Origin of the sequence: Streptomyces sp. NPDC088733 (assembly GCF_044751185.1) — a bacterium.
Taxonomy (GTDB): domain Bacteria; phylum Actinomycetota; class Actinomycetes; order Streptomycetales; family Streptomycetaceae; genus Actinacidiphila.
This window is the reverse complement of the sequence record NZ_JBIVLH010000030.1, coordinates 22,508-34,989: the sequence shown is the minus strand read 5'-3', so window position 1 is coordinate 34,989 and position 12,482 is coordinate 22,508. Positions and strand designations below refer to the sequence as shown.

Here is a 12,482-nt window from a genome sequence, read left to right as displayed (position 1 = left end):
ATGACCTCCTCCTCCACCCGCCCCGTACGTACCCGTCCCCGCCTGGGGGTCTTCAAGTTCGCCTCGTGCGACGGCTGTCAGCTCACACTCCTGAACTGCGAAGACGAACTGCTCGTGCTCGCCGAGGAACTGGAGATCGCCCACTTCGTCGAGGCGTCCGGCGAGATCACGCCCGGACCGTACGACCTGGCGCTCGTCGAGGGATCGATCAGCACTCCGGAGGACGCCGCGCGGATCCGCCGGGTCCGTGCGGACTCCCGCCACCTGGTGACCATCGGGGCCTGCGCCACGGCCGGCGGGGTGCAAGCGCTGCGGAACTACGCCGACGTGGAGGAATACCTCGAGACGGTCTACGCACGGCCCGACTACATCGCGACCCTCGCCACCTCCACCCCGATTTCGTCCCACGTCAGGGTCGACTTCGAACTGCGAGGCTGCCCCATCGACCGGGGTCAGCTCCTGGAGGTCGTGACCGCCTTCCTGGCCGACCGCCGACCCGGGATCCCGAACCACAGCGTCTGCTTCTCCTGCAAGCGCCGCGGGACGGTGTGCGTCACCGTGGCGCGGGGGACGCCGTGCCTGGGTCCGGTGACCCACGCGGGTTGCGGCGCCATCTGCCCGGCGTACGGCCGGGGCTGCTACGGCTGCTTCGGACCGGCGGGAACGGTGAACCTCCCCGCGCTCGTCCCGCTCCTGCGCCGTGACGGCATGAGCGACGGGGACGTCGGGCGCTTCCTGCACACGTTCAACGTGACCGCGTTCACCGCCGTTGAAGAGGGAGCGTCGTGACCGGGCCCCGTGACGAGTCACTCGTGGTGCGCCTTCCGGCGCTGGCGCGCATCGAGGGTCAGGCGGCCCTTCGGCTGCGCATCCGGCAGGGCATGGTCGCCGAAGCCCGGCTGAGCATCTACGAGCCGCCACGATTCTTCGAGGCATTCCTACGCGGCCGTGCACACACCGAGCCACCCGACCTGACCTCGCGGATCTGCGGCATCTGCCCGGTCGCCTACCAACTCACAGCGTGCCGGGCCGTGGAGGACGCCTGCGGAGTGGCCGTGGAAGGCCAACTCGCCGCCCTGCGGCGCCTGCTCTACTGCGGGGAGTGGATCGAGAGCCAGACGCTCCACATCCATCTCCTGCACGCCCCGGACTTCCTCGGCCACGAGGACGTCATCGGCCTGGCCCGCGACCACCGGCCCCACGTGGAGCGGGGACTGCGGCTGAAACAGGCGGGCAACGCCGTGATGGAGTTGCTCGGCGGGCGGTCGGTCCATCCCGTCAACGTGCGTCTGGGAGGGTTTCACCGCATTCCGACCCGCTCCGAACTGCGGCCCCTGGCCGAGAGACTCCGCGCGGCTTTGGACGACGCGTGGGACACGGTCCGCTGGGTCGCCGGCTTCGACTTTCCCGAGGCACGATGCGAGGCCGACCTGCTCGCCCTCGCCGAGCCCGGCACGTACGCCATCGAATCCGGTGTCCCCACCGTGCTGCCCGCCGACGTGACGCTCCCGCCACGGACCATTTCCGTTGAGGAGTTCTCCGCACACGTCATCGAGGAGCAGGTCCCTAACTCCACCGCGCTGCACTCGCGGCTGGACGGCCGGGTCCAACTGACGGGGTCCTTGGCGCGCTACGCCATCAGCGGGCACCTGCTTTCCCCCGTGGCCCGGCAGGCGGCTCGGGAGGCCGGGCTGGAACCACCGCCGCCCTCCGGCGCACCGCCTTCGCACCGTGAACGCTTCCGCCCGAACCCCTACCGCAGCATCATTGTGAGGGCGGTGGAGGTGCTGTACGCGGTCGACGAGGCACTGCGCATCATCGACGCATACGAACCCCCGCCGCTTCCCCACATGGAGGTGCCGTCCCGGGCCGGCGCGGGACACGGAGCCACCGAGGCCCCGCGGGGGCTGCTCCATCACGCGTACGTACTGGACGGTGAAGGCCGGGTCGCCCGGGCACAGATCGTCCCGCCGACAGCCCAGAACCAGGGAGCGATCGAGGACGACCTGCGCCGCCTCGTCCAGCGGGAACTCGACCGTGGCGGCCTCTCCGACATCGAGCTGGCCCGTGTGTGCGAGCGGATCATCCGCAATCACGACCCGTGCATCTCCTGTGCCGCGCACTTCTTGAACCTGGACGTGGACGTCGAGCCGGCTGTCGACTGACCTGGCGCGACAGGTGTCGGAGCGGCGCGGCGGACCAGGGCGCGGGCGACCGTGGGTTCGCCTGCGCACGGTCACACCCGCCGCGCGGTCACCGCGCACCACGCCGCCCACCCGACGGGCTGCACCGCCCAGAAGCTGACGGCCCGGTACAGCAAGGTCACGGCTATCGCCGATCCGGGCGCGAGCCCGCACGCGACCAGCAGCGCCGACAGACCTGCCTCGACCACGCCCAGACTGCCGGGCGTCAGGCGCAGACTGCCGGACAGCTGTGTGAGTCCGTAGGCGAGGAGCAGGCCGTGCCAAGGCACGCCGATGCCGAGCGCCCACATGCAGGCGACCAGGCAGGCGGCGTCGAACAGCCAGTTCAGCAGTGCCCAGCAAGCGGGCCGGAGCCAGGTACGGACTCCTGGATGCAGCGCGCGGGCCTGGACCGCGACCCGGTCCAGTGCCTGCTGGCCACGGCGAACGCGTGCCGATCGGCGGCCCGCGGACACCCACGCAGAATGTGCCGCGTCGCGCATGCGGGGCGAGCGGGACAGCGCCACGACCGTCAGCACGGCGGCGCAGCCCAGGAGAAGGACGCCCGCGACGGGGCGGACGAAGGCCGAGGTGCCCGTCGCGCCGACACTGAAGATCCCGGCGACGACGACAGCGGTCAGGCCGAGGGCCGACAGCGCGCCGGCGGCCGCCAGCGTCGCGATGGCGAGCGTCGGTTCGACACCTCGTCGACGGAACTGGCCGTACACCCAGGCACTGGCGAACGCTGCGCCACCGGGGAGGACACCAGCCACGGCATTTCCGGCGAGAACGACAGCCGTCATCGTCCGCAAGCTCCACCGCCCCCCCGCTACTGCGAGCAGCCGTCGGGGCACTGCGGCGAAGCACACCAATGACAGGGCCTCACAGGCCACGGCCACCGCCAGTCCCGACCCGCGCACCTTGCCGATCAGGGCGTACGCCTCCGCGAGCTCACTACGGTGGAGGAAGCCGGCGAACACGACCGCCGCCACGACCGCGGCCGCCCCCAGCCATCGGGCTCGGCCAGGTTGCCGTCCCGGCCGTCGTCCCCCGGGCCCGGAGGGACCGGGCAGGGCAGTTGCCGTCGTGCCCCGGATCGGGCGATCCGGGACGCCCCGATGCGGGGCCGGCGGTGCGCAAGGCGGATCGGACCGGGAACCGCTGTGCTCCTCCCTCCCCCGAGCGACCGCGGGGACGCCGGCGGTCGTGGCGGCGTACGGTCGCTGCCCGTGCCGTCTCCGGAACCTCTGCCACCCGGTCGGTCCAGTCGGCGGGGGCGGCTCCGGCGGACGCCGGACCGCCCGGCATGAGGGCCGCCTGCCCGGTCCGCCATCAGACAGGTCCGCAGAGGCCGCTGCTGGGAATCCGGCTGTCATGGTGGGTGTCCCTCCTCGACCGAGGGCCGCGTCCGCGGAAGCGCGGTTGGGTGCGCATCCGTGGCGGACCCCGCATGCTGCGGGTGCCGCCCCCTGCCGTCGCCACGACCGGTCCTCCGGGTTGCGGTGGACGCGGCGCGCTTCCCCCAACTGCACGACACTGCCTTTGGTCCCGGCGGCCACTCCGCTCCGCCGGCAGGCCGACAGCGCCCGGCGTATGCCGTCCGGCCGCTCGACAGGGAACACGGGCCCGTCACCTTCCCAGCGCAGCAGGGGAGGGACGGAAACGTCAGTGCCGGGCAGTACCGTCCCCAGGGCCGAACGGCCCCATGGCCGAGCAAGGCGTACGACGGGCGGCGTGCCGATTGCGTCGTCACTCGTGAGCATCGCCCCGCGATGCGGACGGTGTCGCGCCCGGACCTGGGACAACCGCCGACGCAACCGAACCGTGCCAGCCTCCGGTGAGGCTTCCGCGGCATTGCGGCTCGGCAGGTCCGCGCACACGCTGGGACGTGCGGGCCCGGCGGCGCCGAACCCGTCGGTGATCCGTCGACGCGCCGCGTCAGGCGCGGGACAAGGGTCCCTTTCAGAATGCGTGCGAACGCTGGTCCCGTGGGCGACGGTGACGCGGCGAGGGTCGCACGGGAACCAGTGCGCCTGGGAGGCAACGATGACGGTTTCACCAGGTCACAGGCCCATCGTGGTCGGTGTCGCTCCGGAACCCGCGCGGCGGTCCGCGCTGGCCTGGGCAGCCGACGAGGCCGCGCGGCGACGGCTTCCGCTGGTCCTGCTGCACGCCCAGGGGGTTCCGACTGCCGGATACCGGACGAACGAGGTCCTTCCCTCCTGGGAGCAGTGGAACGCCGCCTTGCACACGGCGGGGGAGCAGTTGCTGGCCGAGGCTGTGGCGTTCGCCGAGTCCCGGCAACCGGACGTGAAGGTCTCCGCACTGCTTGCCGAGGGCGATCCCGTGTGGGTGGTGCGCGAGCAGGCCCAGGACGCAGCCCTGGTGGTACTCGGCTCCCGGCATCCGGCCACCGCCCAGGATCTGTTCCATTCCGCGTCGGTCACCCTCCCGGTGGTCGCCCAGGCCCGCTGCCCCGTGGCTGTCGTCCCGGAGTCGGCAGCCACGGGGCAGACGCAGAAGCACTGGGTCGTCGGTGTGGACGGCAGCACGCATTCGGCGGCGGCCGTGGACTTCGCCTTCGACGAGGCATCCCTGCACGGTGTGGGCCTGCATGCCGTATACGCCTGGCACTCGGCGCTGCTCGGCAGCCCGAACAGATCGGCGGTGGAGGAGGAGGCACGGCAGGCCCTGGCCCGAGCGCTGACAGGGCCCGCCGCCGGCCATCCGGACGTGGACCTCCGCCAGGAGGTCGTACGGGGGCACCCCGTCCAGGCGCTCACCGACGCCTCGGCCGACTGCAGGGGAGTTGTCGTCGGCTCGCGCGGCCTCGGCGGCTTCACCGGCATGCTGATGGGATCGGTCAGCCAGGGCGTTCTCCACCACGCGCGCTCGCCGGTCGTCGTCGTACCGCACCCGGACGGCAGGAGCGACGATGAGACCCCACGTCACGGACGGTCGGGCGGTCGCGCCGACGGGACCCTCGCCGAGGAGGCAGTGTGAACACGCAGCAGGACAGCAGGCCACGGATTGTGGTCGGTGTCGACGGTTCACCGTCCTCGAAGGAGGCGCTCGCCTGGGCGGTACGACAGGCGTCGCTGGTGGACGGGGTGATCGACGCGGTGATCGCGTGGGAGTACCCGCAGTTCTACGGCTCGTTCGGCTGGATGCCCCCCATGGGTCAGGACCTGAATCTCGATGGCGCGGCGGCACAGGTCCTCGACGACACCATCGCCACCGTGACCGGGGCGGAGCCGGCAGTGACCATCCACAGCCGCGTGGAGTACGGCACGCCCGCCGGTGTACTGCTCGCGGCGGCCGAAGGGGCCTCGTTGCTGGTGCTCGGGAACCGCGGACACGGTGGGTTCGCCGAGGCGCTGCTCGGATCGGTGGGACAGCACTGCACCCAGCACTCACCGTGCCCGATCGTCATCGTCAGGGGCCAGGAGCAGCAGCAGCAGCCGGCCGTGCCCGGACCCGAGGCGGAGAGCCGGCGCCGGGACGCACGGAACCAATGATCGACGGCAGGCGCCGGATACCGCTGGCGAGCCGGTAGATGCCCGGGCCCGTGGGTGGCACGAGCGCGGTACGCCGTGGACACGTCGGTGGAAGGTGCCCGAGAGCCCTACTCGCACAGGCCGGCCGCGTGGTCCGGCACGAACGTCTGCAAGTCGCGCGGTGGACGCTGATAGCCCGTCGAAGGCGGCCTCCGTGGCAGTTCGATGGCAGACAGCGGAACCTCCTCGTAGGGGATGCTCGACAGGAGATGCGCGATCATGTTGATGCGCGCCGCGCGTTTGTCGTCGCTCTCGACGACGAACCAGGGGGCCTCGGGGATGTCGGTGTGCACGAACATCTCGTCCTTGGCACGTGAGTACGCCTCCCAGCGCGTGATGGACTCCAGGTCCATGCCCGACAGCTTCCAGCGGCGGGTCGGGTCGTCCAGCCTGGCCCTGAAGCGCTGTTCCTGGACGTCGTCGCTGACGGAGAACCAGTACTTGCGCAGGAGGATGCCGTCCTCGATCAGCAGCCGCTCGAAAATCGGGCACTGGTGGAGGAAGCGCGCGTGCTCTTGGGGGGTACAGAAACCCATGACGTGCTCGACGCCGGCACGGTTGTACCAGCTGCGGTCGAACAGCACGATCTCCCCGGCCGCCGGCAGGTGGTCGACGTACCGCTGGAAGTACCACTGTGTGCTTTCACGTTCGGTCGGCGCGGGGAGAGCGGCGATGCGTGCCATGCGTGGATTGAGGCGTGCCGTGACGCGCTTGATCGTGCTCCCCTTGCCTGCCGCGTCGCGGCCTTCGAAGACGACGACGAGCCGGTGGCCCTCGGACCGAACCCACTCCTGCAACTTGACCAATTCGATCTGCAGGCGGAGGAGTTCCCGCTCGTAGGCGCCCAGGGACAGGCGGCGCTGCCGCTTCTTGTCACCCATCTCCCGGTGTCCTCGCTTTCCTGGAACGCTCACTCCGCGCGGCGGACGCCACGCCGCCGCGGCCGTCCGTGGCCTGATCGGCGGAGCGGTTGCGGCCGAGAACCCTCAGTCCCACTCGACGTCCACGACGCCTTCCACGGCGCGCGCCAAGCGGGCCGCGACGGGCACAAGGGCCGTGTCGTGCGGCGTACCGCAGAAGCGGACGACGCCTTCCTTCACGTCCGCGCGCACCGGCGACGGTTGTCCGGGGAACAGATACGCCACCACCTCACGGCGCACCTCCTCCGCGATGTCCTCGTCGGGCCGCAGGAAGACCTTCAGGAGGTCGCCCCGGCTGACCACGCCGCACAAAATGCCCTCGCTGTCCGTCACTGGCAGGCGTTTGACCCGGCGCTGCGCCATGGCGCGTGCGGCCTGGGCGAGGGTGGTGTCGGTGTGCACGCATACGGCAGGGGCGCTCATCAACTCCTCGGCGGTCACGGCGCCCGCCTTGGCGAGTTCGGCAAGGTGGCGCATCTGCTCGGCACGGGTCGGGTCGCTGTCGCGGTACTCCTCCTTGGAAAGCAGGTCGGCTTCCGAGACCACGCCGATCACGCGGCCGTCGCCTTCCAGTACCGGGACGGCGCTCACCTTCCTCTTCGCCATTGTCTCGACGATTTCCTTGAACGATGCGCCGCGGGCGACGGCCACCACGGTTCGTGTCATGACGTCGCTCACGATGTGCGGGCTCCCGTGCACGGGATCCTCCTTCTGTCACGGGGACGCGCCCCGGCGGTGTCATCCGCGTTGGCCGCTCCCGTAAGGGGCGTAGAGGTCGAGGAGACGTGTGCGGGCGCCTTGCAGCCGATGCGCGACGATCTCCGCGACGCGCCGTGAGACATCACGGCCGAATTCGGCGTCGGCCTCGCACAGTGCCCGCACGATCGTCGCGTCGAATTCCAGCGCCCGGACGGGACTCTGGGTCTGTGCTCCCAAATGCCAGGTATAGGGCGGGAAGAGCCAGGACCAGCCGAGCAGATCGCCCGGTCCCAGGGTTTCGACGACCGCGGCGCGCCTGCCGGGCACGTGCAGATCGAGGGAGACGGCACCGGTCCTGACGACCCAGAAGCGGTCCGCTCGCTGCCCCTCTTCGAAGATGCGGGTCCGCTCGGGGAGATTGACCTCGCGGGACAGTTCGGTCAGGCGCCCGCGGGTAGTCGGGGGCAACGCGTCGAGGAGGCCGGTCGTGCGCCTGGTGGTCATGACTGCCTCCGAGTGTTTCGTGGTTCCACGGCCGACACCGGCGTATCCCTGTTCCGGTCCCGCAGGTTCCTGGCGCGGTCCGCTTCGGCCCCTCCCGGCTCGCCGGGTGTCGGGCCCGTGTGTCACGGGACTTCGATGCGACGCCCGGTGAGGTCGTTCACGTCGATGCGTATCCACAGGTCGCGGTCGTCCCTGCCGGGCCAGGGGCCGGTGTAGGCCAGCCGTTCCATTTCCGCCGCCTGCTTGCCCGCCACGGCCCGGGCGTGGCCGCGAGCCAGGACGCTCCAGCCCTGGCTCAGGGCCTCGTCGATGCTGTCCACCTCGAAGGTGACATCGGTGCCCGCTACGGCGGCGGGTGCGGACCCGGTCGCCGTCCGGAACGCGATGGCCTGTCCCACGATGCTGTAGTTGACCGGCAGCACCGCCACACCGTCGTCGGCGAGCGTGACAACACGACCCACGCCGTGAGTGCCCAGCAGCTCCCGGCACTCGTCGGGTTCGAGTTCCAGGAAGCGCGGGTGCGCGGAAGCCTGTCCCCGTCCGGGGGGAAGATCTGCCTCGCCTCCGTTGAGTGCGACGACCGTGGTGCTCAATGCTGCCGCAAGGCCGCGCAGCGTTCCCATGGCGGGAGCCGCCGTGGCCTCCTCTTCGAGGAAACGCAGGTAGCCGGTGGAGAGGCCGGCCCTGAGGGCGACCTCGTCGCGTGACAGCCCCAGCTCCTCACGGCGCCGGGCGACCCGCCGGCCGATGTCGCCGCGGGCATGGGACGTGGTGTTGCCGGTCATGATCATGCCTCTCTGTTGCTCAGCGGTCGCCAGTCGCCAGGGATGAACGGCGGCGCAGCGGGATGAGACCCGCGGGTCAGGCGGGCTGGCGGTGAGTCGGCGCGGGACGGCTGGAGTCGTCCTCGTGGTAGTGCAGGTGCTCACGGACGTCGACGACCCCGTCGACGCCGCTGCACAGCGCGACCAGGGCGGGGATCAGGCTCCGCCGCTCGATCGTCCCCTCCAGGGTCACGCGGCCGTCGACCACGTGCACCGTGACCGCCAGGGGCGACAGCCGCAAGGCACGGCCCAGCACCTCGGAGTTGATCTCGTCGCGGATCGCACGGTCCTGCCGGAGGAACACCCTGAGCAGGTCCGACCTGCTCAGCACCCCGACCAGGCAGCCGACCTCGTCGACCACGGCCAGGCGCTTTACCCGGTATTGCTCCATCGTCCGGGCGGCTTCCACGACGGTCCACTCGGGCCGGGCTATGACGGCCGGGCTCGTCATGAGTTCGCCGGCGGTAATGGCTTCGGCCTTCGCGCGGTCCGCGGGCGAAGCGTACGGCGGCGGCATGAGATCGGCCGGATCGCGGTGCCCGGCCGCCTTGCGCATCAGGTCCGCCTCGGAGACGACTCCCACGGGACGATCGTCGTGGTCCACGATCGGGAGCGCCGTGACGTCATGTTCCGCGAGGAGTTTCGCGATCTCCTTGAAGGCCGTGTCCGGGCGCGCGCTCACCGCAGGCGTCGTCATCAGGTCACTGACGTTTCGGTGCCACATCACTGCTCTCCTCTCCGTCCTCCGTCCCTCGCCATCACTCTCCCTCGTCCCGATGGGGCGGCGCATGGGCCGGTAGGACCTGTACTCCGGCCGACCGGACCCCGGGCAGGGTCGGGCAGCCTCTGTCTTTCGGGAGCTGCCGATCCCGAAACTGATAAAAGGGTGAAAGCAGGAGAAAGGTGGTGGCGATCATGCCGCTTCCCCTGGTCGTGGGCACGGACGGCTCCGATGCCGCGCTCATCGCCGTGGACTGGGCCGCCGATGAAGCGGCCCTGCACGGTTCAGAACTGCGCATCGTGTACGCCTCCCTCTGGGAGCGCTATGAGGGAGCCGCGCGGTCCCTCGGGACAGGCCGTCCGGCCGAGCGAGGCATGACCGAGCACATCCTGGCCACGGCCGAGCACCGCGCGCTGCTGCGCCGGCCGGGGATCGAGGTCTCGGGCGAGGTCCTGGCCGAGGAGGCGGAGGAAGCACTGCTGCGCCTGAGCCACCAGGCCGCCGCCATCGTGGTCGGCAGCCGCGGCCGCGGCGAGTTCGCCTCTCAACTGCTGGGTTCGGTAGGTCTGACGGTGGCGGCGAAGGCTACCTGCCCGGTCGTCGTGATCCGCGGCGACGGTGCCGATCCGGGGGACAGGCCGTGGATCGCCCTGGGCATCGATCCGGCCGATGGGTCAGGGGACGCCGCTTGTGTGTTCGCCTTCGCAGAAGCACGACTGCGCGGTTGGGGCGTTTTGGCCGTCCATGCCTGGAGGACGCCGCACGGTGTGGGCCCCGACTGGGAGGGGTGGCAGGATTCGGCCGCCCACAAGGATCACGCCGTGGCCCTGGAACGGCTGGACCAGGCTCTGAGGCGGCCGACGGCTGATTTCTCCGACGTACCCGTCAAGCGTCTGATGCCCGAGGGACGCGCACACAAGTCGCTGCTGGATGCCGCCGGAGGCGCCGGCCTGCTGGTCGTGGGCGCGCGGCGCCGGCGCGGTCCCGCCGGACTGCAGTTGGGGCCGGTGAACCATGCCGTGCTGCATCACGCGCCGTGCCCCGTGGCCGTCGTTCCCGACCAAGCCTGAGCTCTGCGGCCCGACGCTTTCCGCCGCGCCGTGAGAGGCGCGCCCATACGCAGCGGCCGTTTCAGGCGTGCGGGACCACCGCCACGGGGACGGCGCAGTGGTGCAGCATCGCGTGCGCTACAGGACCGACGTGCATGCCCGCAGCGGACCGGCGGATACGACGGCCCACCACGACGAGGCAGGCGTCTGCCGCGGCGTCCAGCAGGAGCGGTACGGCACCTCCGAGGAGGGAGTGCTCGGACACCGCCACCGACGGGTACTTCTCCCGCCATCCGAGCAGTGCCTGCGCCAGAGCGCCCGCCTCCGTGACGGCGATCTCCTTCTGCAGCTCCGCGTAGGCGGCTCCGGCGTCATAGCCGTACGCAGGCGGCAGGTTCCAGCCGTGCACGACACGCAGGGGGACCCGGCGCAGTGAAGCGGCCTCGAAAGCGAAGGAGATCAGCTCTTCGCTCGGACGGGTCAGGTCCAGTCCCAGCACCACGTCGCGTGACGTCGCCGCATCGGAGCGGCCACTCGTGGGGCCTCCCTCGGTGTCGCCGGCCCGCACCAGGACGACCGGGCGGGCGGCGCGGGCGACGGTGGCGGAGGCCACCGAGCCGACGAGGAAGCCGGTCACCGGGCCGAGGCCACGCGAGCCGAGCACCAGCAGTTCCGACTCCTGCGCGGTGGCGGCCAGTACCGCGGCGGGCTCCCCGCCCAGGTGCCGGGTGGAGACCTCCAGGCCCGGATGGCAGCGCCCGAGATCGGTGGCGGCGTCCCGCAGAGCGCGCTCCGCCCAGTGGGCTTGCGTCCCGGCGTCCGGCGGAGCGGTCCCACCGGCCAGGGGCGCGTAGGTGTACGCCCGCGGTTGCCAGTCGTGGACGTGGACGAGGACCAGGGGAAGGCCTCGGAGCCGGGCCTCGCGGGCGGCCCAGTCCGCGGCGGCCAGGCCGGCGGGCGATCCGTCGACTCCCGCGGTGACGGCAAGGGACATGAAGTGCCTCCTGATGAACCGGCGCACAGGCGAACCGGGTTCGAGGGGTAGGTCCGACGGGTTCAGGTTCCCGGCACCGTCGGGGGCCGGGCAGGGGCCGCTGGTCCCGTCTCCGGGGGCCGGGCGGCCCATGGAGCGGGCTTTCCGGACCCGGCGTGCACGCCGAGCCGCCGGCTGCCGCTCGCTCTGTTGGGCCGCTCGGCCGGCTCCATGGCCCCACTGGCCCATGCCGGAACCCCGCACACGGTTCGACAGTGGAGGTGCAGCACCGCAGAGCCCGCAGAGGGCGGGCATCGGGGTACAGGCAGGAGGCGGAGACGATGCGTCATCGCAACGTCGGCGACCTGATGACCAAGGGCGTCGTGTCAGTACGCAGGGACACGTCGTTCAAGGACATCGCGAAGCAGCTCACGGAGCACGAGATCACCGCCGTACCCGTGGTCGACGACGACGGACGGCCCGTGGGGGTGGTGTCGGAGGCCGACCTGCTGCGCAAGGAGGCGGGACAGGACGACCCGGCCGGCCTGCTGCCGCCCCCGCACCCGCGGCCCCAGGACCGCCTGCGCATCGACGCCACCACCGCGGAGGGCCTGATGAGCAGCCCGGTGGTGGTCGCACGGTCCGAGTGGTCGGTCGTGGAGGCGGCACGTGTCATGGAACGCCACAACGTCAAGCGGCTGCCGGTGGTGGACGAGGCAGGTCGGCTCGTGGGGGTGGTGAGCCGCACGGACCTGCTGCAACTGTTCCTGCGCAGGGACCACGCGATCCTCGAGGAGATCACCGGTGACGTGCTGGTGAGGACTCTCGGCCTGGCCCCGGGAGCCGTCGCCGTGACGGTGACCGACGGAAAGGTGTCACTGGACGGCGTGGTGGACCGCAGGAGCCTGATCCCCGTCGTGACGCAGCTGTGCCGTGGAGTGGACGGCGTCGTGGACGTCCATGCGCGTCTCGGTTTCAAGGCCGACGACACCTCCAGGCGCGCGGCCGCTCCACGCTGAACCGAGACGGCGAGGGGGCCGCCGCCCCGCCTG

Annotated in this window: 13 protein-coding genes; 6 read left to right on the top strand and 7 right to left on the bottom strand. The window is 71.3% G+C overall.

Annotation, left to right across the window (positions count from 1 at the left end; translation table 11 throughout):
* Positions 1-789, top strand: coding sequence for an oxidoreductase (locus tag ACIP64_RS36040; protein WP_401595521.1), 789 nt, complete (start codon positions 1-3; stop codon positions 787-789).
* Positions 786-2,165 (top strand): Ni/Fe hydrogenase subunit alpha, encoded by a 1,380-nt coding sequence (locus ACIP64_RS36035; protein ID WP_401595518.1) that lies wholly within the window; start codon positions 786-788, stop codon positions 2,163-2,165. Before ACIP64_RS36040 ends, ACIP64_RS36035 begins: the two co-directional genes overlap by 4 nt.
* Before the next feature lie 71 nt (positions 2,166-2,236).
* Here ACIP64_RS36035 and ACIP64_RS36030 read toward each other — a convergent pair whose 3' ends face one another.
* Entirely contained in the window at positions 2,237-3,559 is a 1,323-nt protein-coding gene (locus tag ACIP64_RS36030; protein ID WP_401595515.1) for a YbhN family protein, read from the bottom strand.
* 670 nt (positions 3,560-4,229) lie between these two features.
* Here ACIP64_RS36030 and ACIP64_RS36025 point away from each other — a divergent pair.
* Positions 4,230-5,186, top strand: a complete 957-nt coding sequence (locus ACIP64_RS36025; protein WP_401595513.1) for a universal stress protein — start codon at positions 4,230-4,232, stop codon at positions 5,184-5,186.
* Complete coding sequence (locus ACIP64_RS36020) at positions 5,183-5,701, top strand: universal stress protein (protein WP_401595510.1); 519 nt, start codon at positions 5,183-5,185, stop codon at positions 5,699-5,701. Before ACIP64_RS36025 ends, ACIP64_RS36020 begins: the two co-directional genes overlap by 4 nt.
* Positions 5,702-5,808: 107 nt before the next feature.
* Here the strand turns inward: ACIP64_RS36020 and ppk2 are convergent, their stop codons facing one another.
* The 5 genes from ppk2 to ACIP64_RS35995 all read right to left on the bottom strand — a co-directional run bounded on the left by ppk2 (position 5,809) and on the right by ACIP64_RS35995 (position 9,411).
* Positions 5,809-6,621 (bottom strand): polyphosphate kinase 2, encoded by an 813-nt coding sequence (gene ppk2 / locus ACIP64_RS36015; protein ID WP_401595507.1) that lies wholly within the window; start codon positions 6,619-6,621, stop codon positions 5,809-5,811.
* A gap of 105 nt (positions 6,622-6,726) precedes the next feature.
* Positions 6,727-7,359, bottom strand: a complete 633-nt coding sequence (locus tag ACIP64_RS36010) for a CBS domain-containing protein (protein WP_401595505.1) — start codon at positions 7,357-7,359, stop codon at positions 6,727-6,729.
* Positions 7,360-7,398: 39 nt separating this feature from the next.
* On the bottom strand, positions 7,399-7,863 hold the full coding sequence (locus ACIP64_RS36005; protein ID WP_401595502.1) for a Crp/Fnr family transcriptional regulator: 465 nt from the start codon (positions 7,861-7,863) through the stop codon (positions 7,399-7,401).
* A gap of 122 nt (positions 7,864-7,985) precedes the next feature.
* Positions 7,986-8,648 carry a helix-turn-helix domain-containing protein gene (locus ACIP64_RS36000; RefSeq protein WP_401595500.1) on the bottom strand — a complete coding sequence of 221 codons (663 nt, stop codon included), beginning with the start codon at positions 8,646-8,648 and terminating at the stop codon, positions 7,986-7,988.
* 76 nt (positions 8,649-8,724) lie between these two features.
* On the bottom strand, positions 8,725-9,411 hold the full coding sequence (locus ACIP64_RS35995) for a CBS domain-containing protein (protein ID WP_401595498.1): 687 nt from the start codon (positions 9,409-9,411) through the stop codon (positions 8,725-8,727).
* A gap of 191 nt (positions 9,412-9,602) precedes the next feature.
* On the opposite strand from ACIP64_RS35995, the gene ACIP64_RS35990 reads away from it, so the two are divergent.
* Complete coding sequence (locus ACIP64_RS35990; protein WP_401595684.1) at positions 9,603-10,478, top strand: universal stress protein; 876 nt, start codon at positions 9,603-9,605, stop codon at positions 10,476-10,478.
* Between the two features lie 61 nt (positions 10,479-10,539).
* On the opposite strand, the gene ACIP64_RS35985 is transcribed toward ACIP64_RS35990, so the two are convergent.
* Complete coding sequence (locus tag ACIP64_RS35985) at positions 10,540-11,451, bottom strand: universal stress protein (RefSeq protein ID WP_401595495.1); 912 nt, start codon at positions 11,449-11,451, stop codon at positions 10,540-10,542.
* A 320-nt stretch (positions 11,452-11,771) separates the two neighbouring features.
* Here ACIP64_RS35985 and ACIP64_RS35980 point away from each other — a divergent pair, with 320 nt between their 5' ends.
* Positions 11,772-12,449: a CBS domain-containing protein gene (locus ACIP64_RS35980; RefSeq protein ID WP_401595493.1), complete on the top strand. Its 678-nt coding sequence runs from the start codon at positions 11,772-11,774 to the stop codon at positions 12,447-12,449.
* The last annotated feature ends 33 nt before the right edge of the window (positions 12,450-12,482 follow it).